Annotated in this window: 18 protein-coding genes; 11 read left to right on the forward strand and 7 right to left on the reverse strand. The window is 48.1% G+C overall.

What is annotated here, in order from left to right; all coding sequences use genetic code 11:
• Positions 1-215: 215 nt before the first annotated feature.
• Positions 216-1,619, reverse strand: coding sequence for a L,D-transpeptidase family protein (locus EV211_RS07855; RefSeq protein ID WP_133528882.1), 1,404 nt, complete (start codon positions 1,617-1,619; stop codon positions 216-218).
• Between the two features lie 486 nt (positions 1,620-2,105).
• Between EV211_RS07855 and hutH the strand changes: the two genes are divergently transcribed.
• The 6 genes from hutH (at position 2,106) to EV211_RS07885 (ending at position 9,304) form a co-directional block, all read left to right on the forward strand.
• Positions 2,106-3,647 (forward strand): histidine ammonia-lyase, encoded by a 1,542-nt coding sequence (gene hutH, locus EV211_RS07860; protein WP_330564637.1) that lies wholly within the window; start codon positions 2,106-2,108, stop codon positions 3,645-3,647.
• A 25-nt stretch (positions 3,648-3,672) separates the two neighbouring features.
• Positions 3,673-5,697, forward strand: coding sequence for a urocanate hydratase (locus EV211_RS07865; RefSeq protein WP_133528884.1), 2,025 nt, complete (start codon positions 3,673-3,675; stop codon positions 5,695-5,697).
• A 68-nt stretch (positions 5,698-5,765) separates the two neighbouring features.
• Positions 5,766-6,998, forward strand: coding sequence for an imidazolonepropionase (gene hutI, locus EV211_RS07870; RefSeq protein WP_133528885.1), 1,233 nt, complete (start codon positions 5,766-5,768; stop codon positions 6,996-6,998).
• Entirely contained in the window at positions 6,995-7,621 is a 627-nt protein-coding gene (locus EV211_RS07875; RefSeq protein ID WP_133528886.1) for a cyclodeaminase/cyclohydrolase family protein, read from the forward strand. The genes hutI and EV211_RS07875 overlap by 4 nt, the downstream gene beginning before the upstream one ends.
• A gap of 77 nt (positions 7,622-7,698) precedes the next feature.
• Positions 7,699-8,607: a glutamate formimidoyltransferase gene (gene ftcD / locus EV211_RS07880; RefSeq protein WP_133528887.1), complete on the forward strand. Its 909-nt coding sequence runs from the start codon at positions 7,699-7,701 to the stop codon at positions 8,605-8,607.
• A gap of 28 nt (positions 8,608-8,635) precedes the next feature.
• A complete protein-coding gene (locus EV211_RS07885) occupies positions 8,636-9,304 on the forward strand; it encodes a GntR family transcriptional regulator (protein ID WP_133528888.1) in 669 nt (222 codons plus the stop codon).
• A 323-nt stretch (positions 9,305-9,627) separates the two neighbouring features.
• Here EV211_RS07885 and EV211_RS07890 read toward each other — a convergent pair whose 3' ends face one another.
• The 4 genes from EV211_RS07890 to EV211_RS07905 form a co-directional block, all read right to left on the reverse strand.
• Positions 9,628-10,047: a DUF4430 domain-containing protein gene (locus EV211_RS07890; protein ID WP_133528889.1), complete on the reverse strand. Its 420-nt coding sequence runs from the start codon at positions 10,045-10,047 to the stop codon at positions 9,628-9,630.
• Between the two features lie 45 nt (positions 10,048-10,092).
• Positions 10,093-10,887 carry an amidohydrolase family protein gene (locus EV211_RS07895; protein WP_133528890.1) on the reverse strand — a complete coding sequence of 265 codons (795 nt, stop codon included), beginning with the start codon at positions 10,885-10,887 and terminating at the stop codon, positions 10,093-10,095.
• Positions 10,888-10,911: 24 nt separating this feature from the next.
• A complete protein-coding gene (locus EV211_RS07900; protein WP_133528891.1) occupies positions 10,912-11,694 on the reverse strand; it encodes an HAD-IIA family hydrolase in 783 nt (260 codons plus the stop codon).
• Positions 11,695-11,795: 101 nt separating this feature from the next.
• Entirely contained in the window at positions 11,796-12,662 is an 867-nt protein-coding gene (locus EV211_RS07905; protein ID WP_133528892.1) for an EcsC family protein, read from the reverse strand.
• 82 nt (positions 12,663-12,744) lie between these two features.
• On the opposite strand from EV211_RS07905, the gene ansA reads away from it, so the two are divergent.
• From ansA to EV211_RS07930, 5 genes are all read left to right on the forward strand, one after another.
• The gene (gene ansA, locus EV211_RS07910; RefSeq protein ID WP_133528893.1) at positions 12,745-13,752 is read left to right on the forward strand and encodes an asparaginase; all 1,008 of its coding nucleotides are present in this window, start codon (positions 12,745-12,747) and stop codon (positions 13,750-13,752) included.
• Positions 13,753-14,361: 609 nt separating this feature from the next.
• Positions 14,362-14,562 (forward strand): 4Fe-4S dicluster domain-containing protein, encoded by a 201-nt coding sequence (locus tag EV211_RS07915; protein WP_133528894.1) that lies wholly within the window; start codon positions 14,362-14,364, stop codon positions 14,560-14,562.
• Between the two features lie 2 nt (positions 14,563-14,564).
• A complete protein-coding gene (locus tag EV211_RS07920; RefSeq protein ID WP_133528895.1) occupies positions 14,565-15,710 on the forward strand; it encodes a 2-oxoacid:acceptor oxidoreductase subunit alpha in 1,146 nt (381 codons plus the stop codon).
• A 1-nt stretch (position 15,711) separates the two neighbouring features.
• The gene (locus EV211_RS07925) at positions 15,712-16,536 is read left to right on the forward strand and encodes a thiamine pyrophosphate-dependent enzyme (protein ID WP_133528896.1); all 825 of its coding nucleotides are present in this window, start codon (positions 15,712-15,714) and stop codon (positions 16,534-16,536) included.
• A complete protein-coding gene (locus tag EV211_RS07930) occupies positions 16,536-17,081 on the forward strand; it encodes a 2-oxoacid:acceptor oxidoreductase family protein (RefSeq protein WP_133528897.1) in 546 nt (181 codons plus the stop codon). Before EV211_RS07925 ends, EV211_RS07930 begins: the two co-directional genes overlap by 1 nt.
• Before the next feature lie 720 nt (positions 17,082-17,801).
• Here the strand turns inward: EV211_RS07930 and EV211_RS07935 are convergent.
• The gene (locus EV211_RS07935) at positions 17,802-18,119 is read right to left on the reverse strand and encodes a hypothetical protein (RefSeq protein ID WP_133528898.1); all 318 of its coding nucleotides are present in this window, start codon (positions 18,117-18,119) and stop codon (positions 17,802-17,804) included.
• Positions 18,109-19,254, reverse strand: a complete 1,146-nt coding sequence (alr, locus tag EV211_RS07940; RefSeq protein ID WP_133528899.1) for an alanine racemase — start codon at positions 19,252-19,254, stop codon at positions 18,109-18,111. The genes EV211_RS07935 and alr overlap by 11 nt, the downstream gene beginning before the upstream one ends.
• Between the last annotated feature and the right edge of the window lie 120 nt (positions 19,255-19,374).

Raw genomic sequence — 19,374 nt, forward strand, 5'->3', positions numbered from 1 at the left:
GTTACACAGGCTTTTATTTTGCTTTTTGTTTGTTTTTTGTATACAAAAGGGGCCTCGTCATTAACGAATCTCTTATTCGTTAATGCGACAGCCCCCTCTCTGATTATTATACTGTTTTTACCGGAGTTGTCCCCAACTCCAGCCCCCAAATAACTTTGGATAGAGAGGGGGCATATCGTAATGAACAGCTCCCTCTTTCAGTGTGAATTAATTCTTTATGCTCCGGTTCCGGCAGGATCAGTTCCTTTGGAAACGGTCAATGTGATTGTCTTATATGACTTGGTTCCTGCTGTCACATCCTGGGAGATGACTATACCGGAAGCCACTGTAGCGGAATATTCCTCTACCTTGGTGACTGTGAAGCCGGCGGTCTTGGCAGCCGCTACAGCATCGGTATAGGTCATACCTGTCAGGGTAGGTACCGTTGACTGGCAGTAAACATAGATGGACTTGGTGCTTACTGCTTTCGCATTGTACTTGTTGGCTACGCTGTATGTGATCTTATATCTTCCGACCTGATCGAAGGTGAAGGCCTTAGCCTCAGCGTAAGTCAGATCCTTAGTCACTGTCTTATCAGGCGCGGTGATGGTCGTCTGGATGGCCGATGTCCTGCTGCCTGTAGCCTGCTTAGCCGTTATGCCGCTGATAGCATTGACTGCATCGGTTCCGCCAAGGGTAACTTTCCTGCTGGCAGTATTGGCTGCCACTGATATAGTCGGCGCTGCCGTATCTACTACCTTGACCTTGAAGGCTTTAGATGCCTTGGTGCTGTACGGATCGTTTACATAATATACTATCTTATATGTGCCAAGCTTCTTGGTGGAGAAGGACGACTTCACCCACTTCTTACTTGAACTGTTCCATTTATACACCGAGCTGACCTTCAGCCTGCTGGTTATATTCTGCAGAGCGTTAGGATCCTTGACGGAAACCTTGGACTTCAGGCTGTAGGACTTACCGTACTGAACGGTGGTAGCCTTGCTCTTACTGATGGTGATCACAGGTTTACGCATATTGAAATGCGGGTTGCCTTTGACCGGATCTGTAGGATCCCAGCCGGAACTGGAGTGGAGAGCCTTAGGTTTTCCAAGGGCGCCGGACTTCTTGCTGCTGTAAATAGTGATCTTGGTTCCAACCTTGCAGTGATCATAGATCCATTTGGCGTCCATAGTCGATGTGCGGATACAGCCATGTGAACCGCGGCTGCCCAGCTTGTTGAATTCCTTAGAAGACTGAGCCGAGTGCTTAGGACTGTAGTACCAGACGGAATGTATATAAATCTGAGTGGAGCTGTTTACGAGCATTGTGTACTGCTCGTAGGTGGATCCGCCGTGCTCGTCGACCATGTGCAGCCAGCGTGCCTTGTAGCCGCCGTAAAATGTTCCTGACGGTGTTGGAGTGCTTGCAGCGCCTGTAGTACAAAGCATAGCTCGGATAGGTTTCCACTTGCCGCTCACCTTCTTGTATGCTGTTATGACATTTCTCTGTTTGTTTATCTTCAGCCAGTATGTGCCTGATGCGGCGTGAGATACTGTGGCAGATAAAGCTACCATGGCCATAGCCATAGCGAAGACTATCATAAGAGAAATAATAGTTTTCCTGTTAAGAACTGATTTCAATTTCCTACCTCTTTCTTATTTTACTCTGAATAGTGTTATGTCACTATTATATTATATGTAGAGGTAGATTGCCACAGAAACTTTACGCCGGCATGATAAATCTGCATAATTATGTAAAAACCTCCGCAGGGCAGACAAATTTTGTACTTTTTGCGCCGGAATGACCCCGGCAGAATGGAATTGTCAGAAAAAACAAGCATTTTGAACACTTGCAGGAAATGCCCCGGTGACCAAAGGAGATTTTTTAATAAATATACATTGTAAAGTGGTAAAACTTTAGCGAATTAAAGCCACAAAAAATAAACATTTTTTGGCAGAAAAACAAAACAAAATCACCTAAAAACATTCAAATACTTAACTTTTTTCCAAAAATATATGGCATTGCTTTGTAAAAAAAGGTATAATATATCTTACTTAAAAAATAATGTACGCGTGTAATATTTATTCATGATATCGCATAATGATTATTAAAAGGAGAGATTTATTATGGCAGTAATTATTAATGGAAAAGACCTTACTGTAGAAGAGGTCATTCGCGTTTGCCGCGGAATGGAAAAAGTTGAGATCGCACCTGAGGCTCAGAAAGCTGTTAACAAAGCAAGAGCTTATATCGACAAGAAGTTAGATGAAGGCGCTATTATTTACGGACTGACCACAGGTTTCGGAAAGTTCGCTAATGTGTTCATCTCCAAGGATGAGACAGCTGATCTTCAGAAGAATCTGATCATGAGCCACACATGCGCTTTAGGCGAGCCTTATGAGCAGAAATATGTAAGAGCAGCTATGCTTCTTCGTTGCAATGCTTTGTCAAGAGGTTTCTCAGGAATCAGGCTTTCAACTATCCAGACTATGGTAGATATGCTGAACGCCGGAATTCATCCGGTAGTTCCTTGCAAAGGTAGTCTGGGAGCATCCGGAGACCTGGCACCGCTTTCCTGCATCGCACTTGGTCTTATAGGCATGGGCAATGTTGAATATAAGGGAGAGACAGTACCTGCAGCAGAAGCTATGAAGAAGGAAGGAATCACTCCTGTAGAGCTGGTAGCTAAAGAAGGTCTGGCACTGAACAATGGTACTCAGATGATGACAGCAGTTGGAACAAACGTACTGTGGGATGCAATGCATCTGCAGAAGGTTGCCGACATCGCCTGCGCACTTACTTCAGAAGCACTGCACGGCATCACTAAGGCTTATGACCATAAGATCCATGATCTTCGTGGACATCAGGGACAGAAAGATGTAGCTAACAACCTGCTTACACTTCTTAACGGAAGCAAGAACGCTATGGACGTTCAGCCTACTAAGGTACAGGATCCGTACACACTGAGATGCATACCTCAGATCCACGGAGCTACAAGAGACGCGATCACTTATGTATATGGCGTAGTTTCCAAGGAAATCAATGCTGTTACTGATAACCCTATCGTATTTGCAGATGATGATGAAGTTATCTCAGGAGGAAACTTCCACGGTCAGCCAATGGCTCTGGCATTCGATTTCCTGAAGATGGCTATTTCAGAACTTGGCGACGTATCCGAGAGAAGATGCGAGAGACTGGTTAACCCGGCTCTTTCAGAAGGACTTCCAGGATTCCTTACTAAGCACGGCGGAGTCTGCTCAGGTTTCATGATCGCTCAGTACGCTGCAGCTTCTATGGTTTCAGAGAATAAGATCTATGACCATCCGGCTTGCGTAGATTCGATTCCTTCATCAGGAAATCAGGAGGATCACGTATCCATGGGTACTACTTCAGCAAGAACAGCAGCTATGGTACTGGACAATGTTGAGAAGACCATCGGCATCGAGATCGCATCAGCAGCTCAGGGAATCTGGCTGAGACAGGAGATCGGCGAGAGCAAGATCGAGAATCTGGCACCTGCTACAAGAGCAGCTTACGAGTTCATCAGAACCAAGTCAGATCCAGTAGACCAGGATGTTATCCTGCACGACGAGCTGGTTAAATTCGACGAGATGATCAAGGACAACAGCCTGCTTGAAGCAGTAGAAAAAGTTGTTACTATTAAATAATAATATATACAGGAGGCGTTAATACATGCTTGATAACAAGGAAATAAAAGGAGCAATGACTATACAGCTCGGTAATGAATACCCTGACTACCCGAAATTCGTTGAGGGCATCAGAAGAGCACCGGACAGAGGCTTCAGACTTACTAAGGCACAGGCTAAGGTAGCATTGAAGAATGCCCTTCGTTATGTCCCTCAGGAGCTTCATGAGAAGCTGGCTCCGGAATTCATGGAAGAGCTTACAACACGCGGTAGAGTATATGCTTACAGATACAGACCTGAAGGCAGGATCTACGGCAAACCAATCAATGAGTATAAGGGCAAATGCCTGGCAGGCAAAGCTTTCCAGGTAATGATCGAGAACAACCTGGATTTCGAAGTTGGCCTTTATCCTTATGAGCTGGTAACTTACGGTGAAACAGGTTCTGTTTGCCAGAACTGGTTACAGTACAGATTGATCAAGAGATATCTGGAAGAGATGACTGAGGATCAGACACTGGTCGTTGAGTCGGGAAATCCTCTAGGATTGTTCCCTTCCAAACCTACAGCACCTAGAGTCATCATCACCAACGCTTTGATGATCGGTGAGTATGACAACATGGACGACTGGGAAGTTGCTGAAGAGATGGGCGTTGCCAACTATGGACAGATGACTGCAGGCGGATGGATGTACATCGGACCTCAGGGAATCGTTCACGGAACATTCAACACTATCCTCAACGCAGGCAGAAAATATCTGGGGGTACCTGAGCAGGGAGACCTGGCAGGACATACCTTTGTATCATCAGGCCTTGGCGGAATGAGCGGAGCTCAGCCGAAGGCTGCCAATATCGCCAACGCTGTAGGCATCTTTGCCGAGGTTGACGAGTCCAGGATACAGACGAGACTTGACCAGGGCTGGGTAGATGTAATGTCAGCCGACCTTGACAAGGTATTCAGCACAGCTGAAGAACATATCAAATCCAAGACGGGAATTTCCATAGCTTACCTGGGCAACATCGTAGATTTGCTTGAGGAAGCAGTTAAGAGAAACTTCCACATAGATCTTCTGTCAGACCAGACTTCATGCCATAACGTATACGGCGGCGGATACTGCCCGGTAGATATGACATTCGAAGAGAGAACAGAAATGCTCCACGACGACAGAGACGAGTTCTGCAAGAGAGTAGACGCTACACTGCACAGACACTTCAAGGCAATCAAGGCTTTGACAGCTGCAGGCAGTTACTTCTTCGACTATGGTAACTCCTTCATGAAGGCTATGTATGACGCCGGAATCAAGGAAATGTCCAAGAACGGAATCGACGATAAGGACGGATTCATCTGGCCTTCATACGTTGAGGATATCATGGGACCTGTTCTGTTCGACTATGGATACGGACCTTTCAGATGGGTTTGCCTGTCAGGAAAGCCGGAAGATCTGGACGCAACGGATCAGGCTGCTATGGATTGCATCGATCCTAAGAGAAGAGCTCAGGACAGAGACAACTGGATCTGGATCAGAGATGCTAAGAAGAACAAGCTGGTCGTAGGTACTCAGGCAAGGATCCTCTATCAGGATGCTGAAGGCAGAAGAGACATCGCTCTTGCATTCAACAAGCTGGTAAGAGACGGCAAATGCGGTCCTATCATGATGGGACGTGACCACCACGACGTATCCGGAACGGATTCACCATTCAGAGAGACATCCAACATCAAGGACGGCTCCAACGTAATGGCTGATATGGCTGTTCAGTGCTACGCAGGCAATGCTGCAAGAGGTATGTCACTGTGCACACTTCATAACGGCGGCGGCGTAGGCATCGGCAAAGCTATCAACGGCGGATTCGGTCTGCTGCTGGACGGCTCCGAGAGAGTTGACGAGATCATCAAGTCAGCTATCATGTGGGACGTTATGGGCGGAGTAGCCAGAAGAAGCTGGGCTCGCAACGAGCACGCTCTTTCTACTGCTGCTGAGTATAATAAGAACTACGCAGGACAGGGACACATCACACTGCCGTTCCTGGCAGACGATGGCCTTGTAGACAAGACTATAGACAAATTTGTTAAATAATCAGGACAAGTAAATATGGCGGGTCGCTTCAGGGCGGCCCGTTATTATCCTATTTAAGGGAGATCATTATGACAGCATTATTAGTCAAGAATATAGGCATCCTGCAGACTCCCCTCGGAAGTCACAGCCATAAGGGCCGTGAGCAGGGTGAAAATCAGAAATTGAAAAACGCGGCTATTCTCATAGAGGGCGGCCTTATTAAAGAGATCACATCTGATGGTAAACTGCCGGCAGGCAAGGCCGATGAAGTGATCGATGCCGAAGGCAGGCTGGTTACGCCGGGTCTCGTAGACGGGCATACCCACATGGTTTTCGGCGGTTATAGACAAAATGAAATTCCACTTAAGCTGAAGGGCGCCACTTATCTGGACATCCTCAGGGCCGGCGGCGGCATCCTGGATACCGTAAGGCACACCAGAGAGGCCAGCAAAGAGGAACTCCTGGATAAGACATCGGGATTCCTGGATGAAATGATGGGATTCGGCGTTACTACAGCTGAGGCAAAGAGCGGCTACGGCCTTGACCTTCCTAACGAGGTCAAGATGCTGGAAGTCATAAACGAACTCAATGAAAGTCATGACATGGACATGGTCGCGACATTCATGGGACCTCACGCTACGCCTGACGAGTACAAAGGCAGAGAAGACGAATATATCGACATGATCTGCAAGGAGATGCTTCCTTATGTAAAGGAGCACAAGCTGGCGGAGTTCGCCGACGTCTTCACAGAGGATTCGGTATTCAACTACGATCAGAGTAAGAAATATATGCAGACAGCCAAGGACATGGGATTCCTGCTGCGCATCCATGCTGATGAGATCGAGGCTATAGGCGGGTCCAAACTGGCCGGCGAAATGGGCGCTGTAAGCGCGGAACACCTTATCTCCATCAACGAGGAAGGCCTGGAATCCATGGCAAAAGGCGGCGTCACCGCCATGTGTCTGCCTGCAACGTCATTCTATCTGGGAGCGAATTTTGCGCCTGCCAGAAAGATGATAGAGATGGGCATACCTGTAGCGACGGCTTCAGACTTCAACCCGGGCTCATGCCCTTCGTTGAACCTGCAGTTCGTCATGAACCTGGCATGCATCAAATACAGACTGCTTCCTGAGGAAGTGCTGACGGCCGTGACGATCAACCCGGCCTGCGCTTTGAACAGGGGGGATAAAGTCGGCACCCTTGAGGTCGGCAAGCAGGGAGACCTGGTCATCTGGGACGCCCCTGACATGGAAATGCTATGTTATCGTTTTTGTTCAAATCTGGCCGCTAAGGTCATCAAGAAAGGAAAAATAGTAAAATGAAATTAGTAGATATGAAAGTAACTGAGTACCTGGACGTACTCAAATCAGACGCCCCGGCACCTGGCGGCGGATCAGTAAGCGCTCTGGCCGGAGCACAGGGTTGCGGCCTGTTCATGATGGTTGCTGACCTGACTCTCGGCAAGGAAAAGTATGCGGACTTCCAGGATGTTTGCAAAAACGCCAGAGAAAAGGGCATGCCTATTTACGAGGAACTCGTTGCAGGCGTTGACAAAGATACAGAGGCATTCAATCTGGTAGCGGACGCTTTCAAGATGCCTAAGGACACACCTGAGCTGAAGGCTGAGAGGAGCAAAGCTATCCAGGCAGGAACTCTGGTTTCGACGGAGGTGCCTTTCAGAACCATGCAGCTGGGCTATGAAGGTCTGCAGCTGGCAAAAACTATCGTAGGCAAATCAAACCCTAACGCTGCAAGCGATCTGGGCGTTGCAATATTGAATCTTAAGGCTTGCGTTTACGGCGCATGGCTCAATGTTAAGATCAACCTTCCGGGAGTAAAGGACGAAGCTAAGGCAAAACACTTTGCAGAAGAAGGCAAAAAGATGTATGATGAAGCAGGAGCTATTGCTGAAGAGTATTTCGGCAAGGTAGAAGCTTCACTATAATCGGCGTTGGCGTATAGCGCGTCGAACTAATAATTTTGGTAGGGAAATCTTTATATAAACCAAAGGAGAAATTTAAAATGGCACAGATTATTGAGAGTATTCCAAACATCAGTGAAGGCAGAAGAACGGATGTTATCGAAGCTTGCGTAGACCAGATCAGAAACACGGCCGGATGCACACTTCTTGACTATTCGTCGGACGAGAGCCACAACAGAAGCGTTATCACCTACATAGGCGATGCTAAATCTGTTGAGGAAGCCAGCATCAAACTGGTAAAGAAGGCCGCAGAGCTTATCGACCTGAACCATCACGAAGGTGAGCACCCTAGAATGGGAGCAGTTGACGTAATGCCATTCCTTCCGATCAAGGACTGCACTACAGAAGACTGCATCGAGCTTTCTAAGGTAGTTGGTAAGAGAATTGCTGATGAAGCCGGAGTACCTGTATTCCTTTATGAGGAATCTGCATCAAGACCTGAGAGACAGAATCTGGTCAAGATCAGAAAAGGACAGTTTGAGGGCATGGCTGAGAAGGTCCAGGAGCCTGACTGGGAGCCTGATTTCGGCGGAAGGAAGATCCATCCGACAGCAGGAGTCACAGCAGTTGGAGCAAGACCACCATTAGTAGCTTTCAACCTTTACCTTGATACTGAGGATGTACAGATCGCTAAGAATATCGCCAAGATCATCAGAGAGAAAGACGGCGGATTCAAATGCGTCAAATCCATGGGCTTCGAGATCGAGGACGAGGAGACAGGAGCAGTTACAGCTCAGGTTTCCTGCAATATGACTAACTTCGAACAGACTCCGCTTTACAGAGTAATTGAGGCTGTAAAGTTCGAGGCAGCAAGATACGGAGTTCATGTAACTAAGACAGAGATTATCGGACTTTGCCCGATGAAAGCTCTGACAGACACAGCTCAGTACTATATGCAGCTTGTAGACTTCGACTTCCACAAGCAGGTACTGGAGAATCACATTCTGTAATTGAGAGAGAATATTTAAGGAGTAATAAATGACTGAGGGGAACAAATACTCCGGTTCATTTTCCCTGACGGACGAGATCGCTGATATTATCAGGGATCGCGTCCTCAAGGGAGAATATAAAATTGGAGAGAAGATCAAGGAAAATCAGATAGCAACAGAACTCAGAGTCAGCAGAACGCCTATACGTGAGGCATTCAAGATCCTGGAAAACGAGGGACTTATTGAATATAAGCCTAACCGGGGTTGTTTCGCCAAAGGGTTTACCCGCCGTGATATAGAAGATATATATGCGGTACGTAAGGCATTGGAGATACTGTCAGTTGAATGGGCAGTGGATCGTATTACTCCGGAAGAAATCGGTCAGCTTGAGGATCAGTGTGATCTGATGGAATTCTATACCAGGCGCGGTGAGGCCAAGAAGGTCCTTGCCATCAATAAGGATTTCCACGACATTATCTATAATGCCACGGGAAGCCGATTCATGGCACAGGTTCTGCGCTCCTACAAGGAGTACATCGAACAGACCCGCAAGTCTGTCTTCTATGAGAAGGATTACATGAGGCAGATCCTGACCGAACATAAGGCTATACTTGAGGCAATCAAGAGTGGTGATGTGGAACTGGCCAAGCAGGCCATGGGCGATCACCTGGACTGCTCCAAGAAACGAGCCGAAGTGATTTACAAGATACAAGACTAGAACAGCAAACCGAAGGCTACTAAAACAGGGCATGTCATAATACGACATACCCTGTTTTTAAGTCTGTCCTTTTTACTCGCCTTACCGTCCCCAGTCCCGGCCGACACAAAGAAAAAGAACTTCATCTGCTGATGAAGCTCTCTTCCTGAAAGTGTGTGTATTCAATAAAAGAAGGAAAGTTGGTATTAATAATAATACCAAACTCGATTGAACACTGTTATTATATAAGACCTGTGTGTAGATTGTGTGAAGAAATGAGCTTATTATCAATTTTGCTGAAGCAATTCTGAACATATGCTCACTTCAATTTCTGACTCACATCTTTACTTACTGGCGTAGTACCAGGTCAGGGAGTCAGAGCTCTTCAGTACCTTCTCCGAAGCGTTGGTATTACAAGCTTTCCCGTTGATTTTATACTTCCATACATACTTGCTGTTATAGTCCCCGTTCTTTACATCGCTTATGCCCTCGATGACATTGCTTGTGGTATCCACCTGCAGTGAGATCTCGTTGACATTGCAGAAGAGCTGCATAGCCTCCATGACAGTAGATTTCTTTTCCACCCTGAAGTTGATATTCTCCAGTTTATTCAGTTTGGCGGCTGAAGGATAGTTGATGTTTATAGTTATCTGTATGGGATTCTCAACTTTAGCTTCCTTCTTCTTGCCGCATCCCGACACGACCATGGCCAGGCTTACGGTCAGCAGGCAGATCAGCGCCAGTGATATTATTTTCTTTTTCATTACTCTATTCCCCTATTCTAAAATTCGTTCACAGGTATTGTACCACTAAAACATCTGAGTTACCAGCAAATCGTACCACTCTTCCTTAGCAGCTTCCTCTTCGTCGTAGACGACTTCACCGTCGACGATGATCATAGATGCGTGGATCCGTTGGAAGGTGTGCATGTCGTTTTCAAAAGGATTGATGTCGAAGACTGTCAGGTCGGCGCGTTTGCCCGGGTCCAGAATGCCCAGGTCTTCCCTGCCGATATTCTCCGCGGCCTGCCATGTGAGTCTGGCCACAGCATCGTGAACGCTGGAGCTGTCGTCGCAGACAGGGCTGAACAGCAGGAATGTGCTGTCGGGGCTTCCGAGGATGCCGTCGTAATAGTCTTCCGAAATGTCCCGCTCAAAATCTGTCCTGTAGCTGATGTTTTCCAGGACGCGCATCTGCGGGCGTTCTGAGTCGTCATGCTGGGCCTTGTGATCAGGGCCTTCCGTGGCTACCGGGAACCAGGTATTGGCTCCGTGGACACAAAGAGTAGCCACGCCTTTGTCGTATAGATAGTCGCGGCAGTCTTTCAGCCATTGGCTTCTGTCATCGGCCTCGTAGTCTTCCTCAGCTTCGGCGGCAGCCGTGAAAGCTGCCAGCCCCGGCGCGCTGTATGTATCGATAAAGCCCGGGAAAACGTAGCCGCCCTTCAGGTCGACCAGCTCTGCGTCCTTCGCCAGATCTGCCAGGTCGTACATTTTGCCCACGCCAATAATGACGCCTTCGCGGCAGGCCATAGCCTCAGCTCCGGGTCTTTCTTTGTTCATAGTATGAAAATCACCATTGTAAAATATTTTCGTATTGCTCATGTTGATGCCTCCGGATACATTATATCATATTTTTGTATCGGGTATGTCACCAACTCCATTTAAAACCAGCCGCGGCCGGTATGGGAAGCTGTCGATGTCTGTGCGGGATGTGACGCCGGACAGGACCAGAACAGTGTCAAGGCCGGTTTCAATTCCGGCGACGATGTCTGTATCCATTCTGTCGCCTATCATAGCGGCTTCTGCAGAATGGACGCCCAGGCGCTTGAGACCCGTCCGCATCATGAGCGGATTAGGCTTGCCTATGAAGTAGGCGTTTCTGCCTGTGGCCAGTTCGATGGGTGCTATCAGCGCTCTGCATGACGGAGCCAGGCCGTGATCCGTAGGGCCGGTCAGATCCGAGTTGGTGCCGATGAGCTTGGAACCGCTAAGGACCAGAGACACAGCCTTGCATATAGTCTCGTAATTGTAATTGGATACCTCGCCGACGATGACGTAGTCTGGGTCTTTGTCGGAAATGACTACCCCGGCCTCGTATAGAGCACCTACCAGGCCCGGCTGGCCGATGACATAGGCGCTGCAGTGGTGCTCCTGCTGAGCCACGAATTTCGCCGTAGCCTGAGCGCTGGTGTAGAAGTGGCTTTCGTCTACATCCAGGCCCATATCGTGGAGCTTCAGCTTCAGTTCCAGTGGCGTACGGGCGCTGCTGTTAGTCAGAAACAGAAATTCTTTGTCCTCCTTATACAGCCAGTCTACGAATTTGCTGACGCCGGGCAGCAAAGTGGAACCGTGATAGATGACGCCGTCCATATCGCATATGAAGCCTTTTTTTTCTCTTAATTTTTCCATTAAATCTCCCTTCTGACTATTATTCTATCGTGTTTAAGTGAAATGTTATACCATGGTTGTGTTAAACCTGTGTAAACCGCGAGGGTTTACGCGGGAATTGCTCAGGCTGTGGCAGGACCATCGTCTGGATCAAAGCCCGGACCGTGGCCACCCTTTGACTTAGGTCCTTCGACTATGGTTGGCTTGATTTTTTCGTCGGCCCTGTCGAACAAAAATCTGCGGTGGTACTTGATGCGGGCAAATTTCTGTACCTTCTGCATGTATATGACGTCGTAGGCACCGCCCACTGCGCCAACTACAGGCAGGCCCTGCAGGAATTTCATGTACAAAAGTTCTGACGACATGGTGGCGGCCGTGGCACGTATCTGTTCTGACTCACTGTAACCTTTCGGCAGGACGCCGTCTTCGATGAAGCCGTTGAGTTCGTCGTTGAAACTGTCAAGTTCCTTGCCGTGAGCCAGGGCGCACTGAATGAGCCTGAGGATGAAATACTTCTCCTCAGTTTCCGTATATGTATAGCCGAAGTGCAGAGCAACTTCGTAAACGCTTTTCAGTATCATGGCCGTGAACAGCGGAATATCCGGCAGACCGATGCCCAGGGCGCCCAGGCCTATGCCTTCCACTCCGGAAAAAATCAGGTTCTTGTTGCCGGAGTTGGCTGCCTTACGGGAGAAGAGCCGCAGAGAATTGCGGTCATCCCTGTCCTTGGCGTTGTTCTCGTTGGTCTGGAACTGCTCCTCTATACCCTTCTTATTATATGTCTTCTCTATTACGCCGGTGCCCTTCTCGAAGATGATCTCGAAGGCCTTGGAAAATGCTTTGTCCAGGGTGTTCTGCAGGCCGTCGGGAACCTTGTCCGCAACGAGACCGTTTAGGACAGAATCCTTCTTGAATCGACCTTTGCGCAGAAATTCATACTCCTGGCGTAATACGTAATTCCATTCTTTCTGCCATGGTGTTAAGAACATTATAGCTTACCCCCTTTATGTGCCTATTATAACGATTTTATGGTATAATATCAACGGTTATAAAAGACGAGAGGGAAATAATATGAAGAAAATATGCATAATTTACACAGGGGGCACTATCGGAATGGTGCCGACAGATCAGGGATACGCGCCGGAGGCCGGGAGCTTTGCCGCCGCTCTGGCAGGTATCGATGACCTGTCTGCGGAAGGCATGCCCGCCTGGGATCTCATAGAGTTCGACCCTTTGCTGGACTCATCCAACATAGCAGTGGATCAGTGGAATCAGATCGGCCGGGTCATCAGAGACAACTACGACAGTTACGACGGCTTCGTGGTCTTACACGGCACGGACACCATGGCCTACACGGCGTCGGCCCTGTCATTCATGCTGGAGGGCCTGGACAAACCCGTGATCCTGACAGGCTCACAGATACCCCTTTGTCGCCTGAGAAGCGACGCCAGGGACAATCTCATCACATCCATACTCATCGCCGGCGAAGGCAAAGCCTGTGAGGTCTGCCTGTACTTCGGCGGCCGGCTTATCCGTGGCAACCGCGCCACCAAGGCCTCCGCTGACGGGCTCATCGCTTTCGATTCGCCTAACTATCCGCTTCTGGCCGAGGCCGGCATCGACATCAGATATAACAAAAGGGTACTTGGCGGGCTTTCTGCCGGGGAGTTTCATCTGGCGGAGTTCAGGGAGACGTCTATCGGCGTTATCAAGGTTTTCCCGGGCATACAGTTCCAGCTTTTCGAGCCTATTATGACCGAGGGCCTAAACGGCATAGTTCTGGAGACCTTCGGCACGGGTAATATCCCAAATTACGACGACGCTCTGCTGCCTATGATCAAGCGGGCCTTCGACAACGGTACTATAGTTGTGGTCTGTTCCCAATGTCCTCAGGGGACAGTGAGGCTGGGGGCCTACGAGGTCAGCGCCGCCCTGACGCGGGCCGGAGCTGTAAGCGGCTTCAATATGACCACAGAGGCAGCCGTTGCCAAACTCTACTATCTCTTCAGCAAGGGCTACAACAGGGACAGAGTCAAGGTGGAAATGGAGGAAGATCTGCGAGGGGAGCTGACCCTGTAAAGGGTGCCTGCATAGGCATCGGCCGGGCTTCTAGCCCGCAACTTGGAGCCATCCGCAGATTGTACTTGAAAAAAACCACAGATAATCGTTATTTATTTATCAAAACCATTGACACGTTGAATATTCAGTGTTATAACATAGATAAAGAAATTGATTATTTTTTAACAAGAGCAGTAAAGAACTTTAAACAAGGGTTTTGTGATTTGATAGGATGATAGATCACAGTGAGACCGCCCGACCTTCTCTAACAGGGTCGCAACTATTGCACATACGCAATCAGGCAGTACTCAGGCGGACCTAATCCTCCACTTGATCCCGGCGATTGCGCTTTCACCGTCCAACCGGTGCAGCGCATAAGGATCGCCTGTCACATGATTCGAAAAGCTCATACTGACTAAAGGACAGCCAAAGAAGGTGCTGCCCTTTTTTGTTGTCTGAATGTACAGGTATCGGCATATATAATCGTTGAAAATTCAATACTTTAACGGAGTAAATAGTTTCGCAATGTATAATCGTATTTTAATTGTATTTATCCTTTCCTGCAAAAAATGTGTGCTATTATCATAGAAGATAAATTAATTTTTCAATTAACTTTAAGAGGTGGATATAATGAAAAAGGGAAAGAAACTGCTTACAGAGCCGAAGTGGTGCAAGGGCTGCGGCTACTGTGTGGAGTGGTGTCCTAAGAAAGTGCTTAGTATCAAGCACGAGAAAGTTGTTGTAGAAAATCCTGACGACTGTATTTGTTGCGGACTATGCGAACAGCGTTGTCCTGACTACGCCATCTGGATAGAAACGGAGGAGGACTAGAAATGCCAAATAATAAACAGAAAAGATTTCAGCTCCTGCAGGGCAATGAGGCTTGTGTAGAAGGAGCTATTGCCGCCGGAATGAGATTTTATTCGGGATATCCTATCACTCCTTCAACTGAAATAGCTGAGAGAAGCGCACTGAGACTTCCGCAGGTCGGCGGAAAATTCGTACAGATGGAAGACGAGATCGCAGGTATCGCTGCGGCCTTAGGTGCTTCCGTAGCAGGAACCAAGTCCATGACGGCTACTTCCGGCCCGGGATTTTCTCTTAAGCAGGAAAATATAGGGTATGCGACAATCGCAGAAATTCCTATCGTAATTGTAGATGTAATGCGTTCAGGCCCTTCGACAGGGCTTCCAACATCACCTTCACAGGGAGATGTAATGCAGGCTAAATGGGGCACTCACGGAGACCATCCTGTAATCGCCATTTGCCCAAGTTCGGTTCAGGACACTTACAATCAGACTGTAAGAGCCTTCAACCTGTCAGAAAGATTCAGAACACCAGTTATCCTTTTGATGGACGAGATCGTCGGCCACATGAGAGAAGGCTGCGAGCTGATCCCAACAGAGGAACTTGAGATACATAACAGAAATACCAACATGATCAATTCCATGCCTTACGCCTTTGGCGAGGGACAGTATGTTCCACATATGACTTCCTTCGGAGACGGACATCTGTATAACATTACAGGACTGTTCCATGATGAGGCAGGCTTCCCGACTAACGATAACGAGATCGCCGGTGAGGAAAACAGCAGGATCATGGAGAAGATCAAGGTTTATAAATACAGCGGTATCCTTGAATATGAAGAACAGCAGATGGAAGACGCAGACATCGGTATCGTCTGCTACGGCGGAACCACGAGAGCCGTTGAAGGCGCCATCGAGAAAGCCAGAGACATGGGATATAATGTCGGCATGTTCCGTCCTATCACTTTGTGGCCATTCCCTGAGCACGAGCTCATCGAAAGAGCTAAGCAGCTGAAGAGGCTCATAGTCGTAGAGCACAACTATGGCCAGGTACTGCTCACAGTACAGGGTATCATCAAGGGAGACACTAAGGTAGAGTTTATCGGTAAGGTAAACGGCACGACTATCACTCCGGATGAAATTGTAAGAAATATAGAAGAGGGGGAAGAGTAAGATGCCAAGTAAATTAGTAGAAGAAACCATGCGTACCAGGAGGCTTCCTCATATCTGGTGCCCGGGCTGCGGTCACGGCATACTTATGAGAGACGTCTGCCAGGCAATTTCTAACCTGGGGCTTCCTCAGGAGGAAGTAACTATTGTCAGCGGTATCGGATGTTCATCCCGTGCTGCAGGATACATGAATTATAACACATTACATACTACTCACGGCAGGGCTATTGCCTTTGCTACGGGTATCAAAATGGCTAAGCCTGAAATGCATGTCATAGTGATCACCGGCGACGGCGATGCTACGGCTATAGGCGGAAATCATCTGATCCACGCCGCCAGAAGAAACATAGATCTTACTGTAGTTGTATTCAACAACAGCATTTACGGAATGACAGGCGGACAGTATTCACCAACTACGCCGACAGGCGAGAAGGGAACTACTGCTCCTTACGGAAACATCGATGGAGATTTCGACATTCCTAAGCTTTCAGAAGCTGCCGGCGCAACATTTACAGGCAGAGGCGACTGCTTCCATGTTCCTCAGATGGTCAAACTCATCGAAGACGGCATCAAGCATCATGGGTTCTCTGTAATCGAAGGCGTCAGCATTTGCCCGACATATTACGGACGCAAGAACAAAAAGGGCAGTGCGGTGCAGATGATGCACTGGCAGGAGGATAATTGCATAGACATCAAGAAGGCTGCCAAAATGGAGCCTAAGGATCTGGAGGGCAAAATCATCCTTGGCGAGATGCATAAGGACGCAAGCAGACCTGAGTACTGCGATGAATATGATAAGATCATCAAGAAAGCTGGAGGTGACAAATAATGGCTAAAGAACAATTACGTTTCACCGGTTCCGGTGGTCAGGGTGTTATTCTGGGAACTATCATAATCGCGGAGGCCGCATTCCTGGATGGGAAGCAGGTTGCCCAGTCTCAGTCTTACGGACCTGAGGCTAGAGGCGGAATGTGCAAGGCTGAAACAATCATAGATGATAAGAAGATCACTTATACTAAGGTTGAGTTGCCATCGCTTCTGCTTTCGCTGACACAGGTTTCCTTCGACAAGTATGTGAAGAAGATCGCGCCTGACACAGTGATCGTGGTAGACGAGGAAATCAATGTGCCGGAGCGCCTCTACGCCAAGCACGAAGTCCTGAAGCTGCCTATTATAAAGTCGGCTAACGAGGTCATCAAGAACAAAATGGCTGCTAATATCATTTCTGTCGGAGCTGTCAATGAGGCTCTGCAGATCGCTTCAGTCAAGTCTCTGGAGGAGGCTGTAGTGAACCACATTCCTAAGGGGACTGAGGAAATGAACAAAAAGGCTATGCATCTTGGCGCTCAGTTAGTAAAGGACGCCAGGAAATAAAGTTGCTGGCAGGTGAAACCGCCAGGAAATAAGAGCATCCCGCGTGTGCGAGCTACGGGAAAAAACAAGCATTTAATTAACTATTACAGATACATCGAGCGAGCGTCGTGTGGACCGGAAAGGTCCTGCGGCGCTCGATCTGTATTCAAGGCGGATTGACCTGGCCGATAGCTTGGGTGTAGTAGTTGGGTATTGTTCCATCAATGGTACCTTTATGCATAAGTTTATGCATAATCCCGACCACTGGAATGTACACATAATCCTGGATATTGGGCCAATACGTGCGCGGAGGATTTTCAACCCAGTATAGGAAGACTTTCACCCAAATAGTGGAGGACATTCCCACACTTCTCGTGTTCGCGGGCGAGCTTACCCAAAGGGCTCAGGCCCGCGATGCACGGGAGGGAAATATTCATTTTCCAAACACCAGAATATTCTCCAAACACATTTTTGTTGCTCTAACTTCCCCGTATCATATATGGATTTTGGATATGCCTCAGCCTGTGAATATTGCAATTACTTACTTACACGCAAATTAGCAGCTATGCATAGACCTGTGCATAAAGGTACCATTGATGGAACAATAGGCAACATGCTTTAGCAGGCATCGGAAGGGAGGACATATCACTTGAGGGTGACAATTCCACGAAAAATTTGTGAAAGGTGACAATAACTCAAAAGGCGAGCCAACTGGCGGCTCCCCTTTTGCTCCATGAATATTTACTTGTGCTTCTTCTGGACTTTATATCCGCCGGCGTTCTTTTTCTTTTTCTTCTTAGCCGGTTGGTGAGTCGGTGCGACAGGAGCTTTCTTTGCAGGAGCATCCTTCTTCTTATATCTGTCTTCGCTGGTTGACAGGTCCCAAACACCTGACAAGCAGAGGAAAACGAGAATCACGAACATCACCCAGAATTTATTAGTGAGGGTGCCGTTTAGAATGAAAATCATCATTGCTAGGGCGCCCAGGCCACTGACGAATATCAGCACCATATCCAGCACTACTTCCCACAAGGGGGTTTTATTTGCTTTATTTGACATAAACCTTTGGTAACCTCTGTCCGAATGCACAGGTGATCTCGTAGTTGATCGTTCCTGTTGCGTCAGCAATATCGTCTGCTGTAATGGAATTAGTTCCGTCGGAACCCATTACTATAACCTCGTCTCCTACGTTGACATTTGGTACGTTACTTACATCTATCATGCACTGGTCCATACAGATGTTTCCTGCAATCGGGCAAACAACTCCGTTTACGATGACCTTGGCATTAGCAGAATATGGACGAGGATAGCCATCTGCATATCCGAGACCGATAGTCGCTATAGTTGCAGGCTTTTCAGAAATGTATTTTCTGCCATAGCCTACTGAGAAATTAGACGGTACGAACTTCAGATGAACGATGTTCGCCTTTACCGACATTACCGGCTTCAATGAAAGCTGAGCCGGATCGACCTCGTGCGACGGATAGCATCCATAGAGAATGATTCCCGGGCGGCAGCCATCGAAGAGAACACTTGGGATCTCCATGATAGAAGCGCTGTTTGCAAGAGTCCTGAACGGGATCTCAATACCTGCATCAGTAAGAGCCTTGTAGAAATTGTTGAACTTGGCTTCCTGCTGATGAGAATAAGTCTTATCAACACAATCAGCAGTTGACATATGAGAGAACATGCCGAAGATCTTCAGATTAGGAAGAGCGGCGATCCTGCGAACATCGGAAATTGCGAAATCCGTGTCGTCAGCCAGATAGCCGATCCTGCCCATGCCAGTATCAACTGCAAGCAGGCAATCAAGAGTTTTGTTCATTGATGCTGCAGCATCGTTGATAGCCTTGGCATTGTCCGCATTGTCAACGACAGGCGTAATGTCATACTTGGCAAGAGTGTCCGCATACATATCAGGCGTCAGGCCGAGGATGATTATTCTTTCCTTTGCGCCTGCGTTCCTCAGAGCGATAGCCTCGTGAAGCGTTGCGATAGCAAAGGTTTTGACTCCGTTGTCGCGCAATACCTGGGCGCACTGAATGGCGCCGTGGCCGTAAGCATCGGCTTTGATGACGCCGATGAACTCCCTGCCCTCGGCTGCGCCCATCTTAGCCTGGATCTGCTGTACATTGTACTCGAAATTACTGAGATTGATTTCAGCCCAAGCAGGTCTGATTGCTTCTTTATACATGATTGTACCTTCTTTCTATATTATACTTTTACAGTATTATTAACAAAATGTAGCTTGCGCGGCCGTTTCAGCGGCTGTGCAGCTTGCTGGTCGCGGCCCTTCTGCGTGGCCGCGGCAGGC

This window comes from Aminicella lysinilytica (assembly GCF_004362975.1).
GTDB classification, from domain to species: Bacteria; Bacillota; Clostridia; order Peptostreptococcales; family Anaerovoracaceae; genus Aminicella; species Aminicella lysinilytica.

Coding starts and splice junctions, on each gene's coding strand:
- EV211_RS07905 (WP_133528892.1), bottom strand. CDS start 12,662: ATGTTCTTAACACCATGGCAGAAAGAATGGAATTACGTATTACGCCAG.
- hutH (WP_330564637.1), top strand. CDS start 2,106: ATGGCAGTAATTATTAATGGAAAAGACCTTACTGTAGAAGAGGTCATT.
- EV211_RS07885 (WP_133528888.1), top strand. CDS start 8,636: ATGACTGAGGGGAACAAATACTCCGGTTCATTTTCCCTGACGGACGAG.
- alr (WP_133528899.1), bottom strand. CDS start 19,254: ATGTATAAAGAAGCAATCAGACCTGCTTGGGCTGAAATCAATCTCAGT.
- EV211_RS07900 (WP_133528891.1), bottom strand. CDS start 11,694: ATGGAAAAATTAAGAGAAAAAAAAGGCTTCATATGCGATATGGACGGC.
- EV211_RS07895 (WP_133528890.1), bottom strand. CDS start 10,887: ATGAGCAATACGAAAATATTTTACAATGGTGATTTTCATACTATGAAC.
- EV211_RS07915 (WP_133528894.1), top strand. CDS start 14,362: ATGAAAAAGGGAAAGAAACTGCTTACAGAGCCGAAGTGGTGCAAGGGC.
- ftcD (WP_133528887.1), top strand. CDS start 7,699: ATGGCACAGATTATTGAGAGTATTCCAAACATCAGTGAAGGCAGAAGA.
- EV211_RS07865 (WP_133528884.1), top strand. CDS start 3,673: ATGCTTGATAACAAGGAAATAAAAGGAGCAATGACTATACAGCTCGGT.
- hutI (WP_133528885.1), top strand. CDS start 5,766: ATGACAGCATTATTAGTCAAGAATATAGGCATCCTGCAGACTCCCCTC.
- EV211_RS07875 (WP_133528886.1), top strand. CDS start 6,995: ATGAAATTAGTAGATATGAAAGTAACTGAGTACCTGGACGTACTCAAA.
- EV211_RS07935 (WP_133528898.1), bottom strand. CDS start 18,119: ATGTCAAATAAAGCAAATAAAACCCCCTTGTGGGAAGTAGTGCTGGAT.
- EV211_RS07925 (WP_133528896.1), top strand. CDS start 15,712: ATGCCAAGTAAATTAGTAGAAGAAACCATGCGTACCAGGAGGCTTCCT.
- EV211_RS07890 (WP_133528889.1), bottom strand. CDS start 10,047: ATGAAAAAGAAAATAATATCACTGGCGCTGATCTGCCTGCTGACCGTA.
- EV211_RS07920 (WP_133528895.1), top strand. CDS start 14,565: ATGCCAAATAATAAACAGAAAAGATTTCAGCTCCTGCAGGGCAATGAG.
- ansA (WP_133528893.1), top strand. CDS start 12,745: ATGAAGAAAATATGCATAATTTACACAGGGGGCACTATCGGAATGGTG.
- EV211_RS07930 (WP_133528897.1), top strand. CDS start 16,536: ATGGCTAAAGAACAATTACGTTTCACCGGTTCCGGTGGTCAGGGTGTT.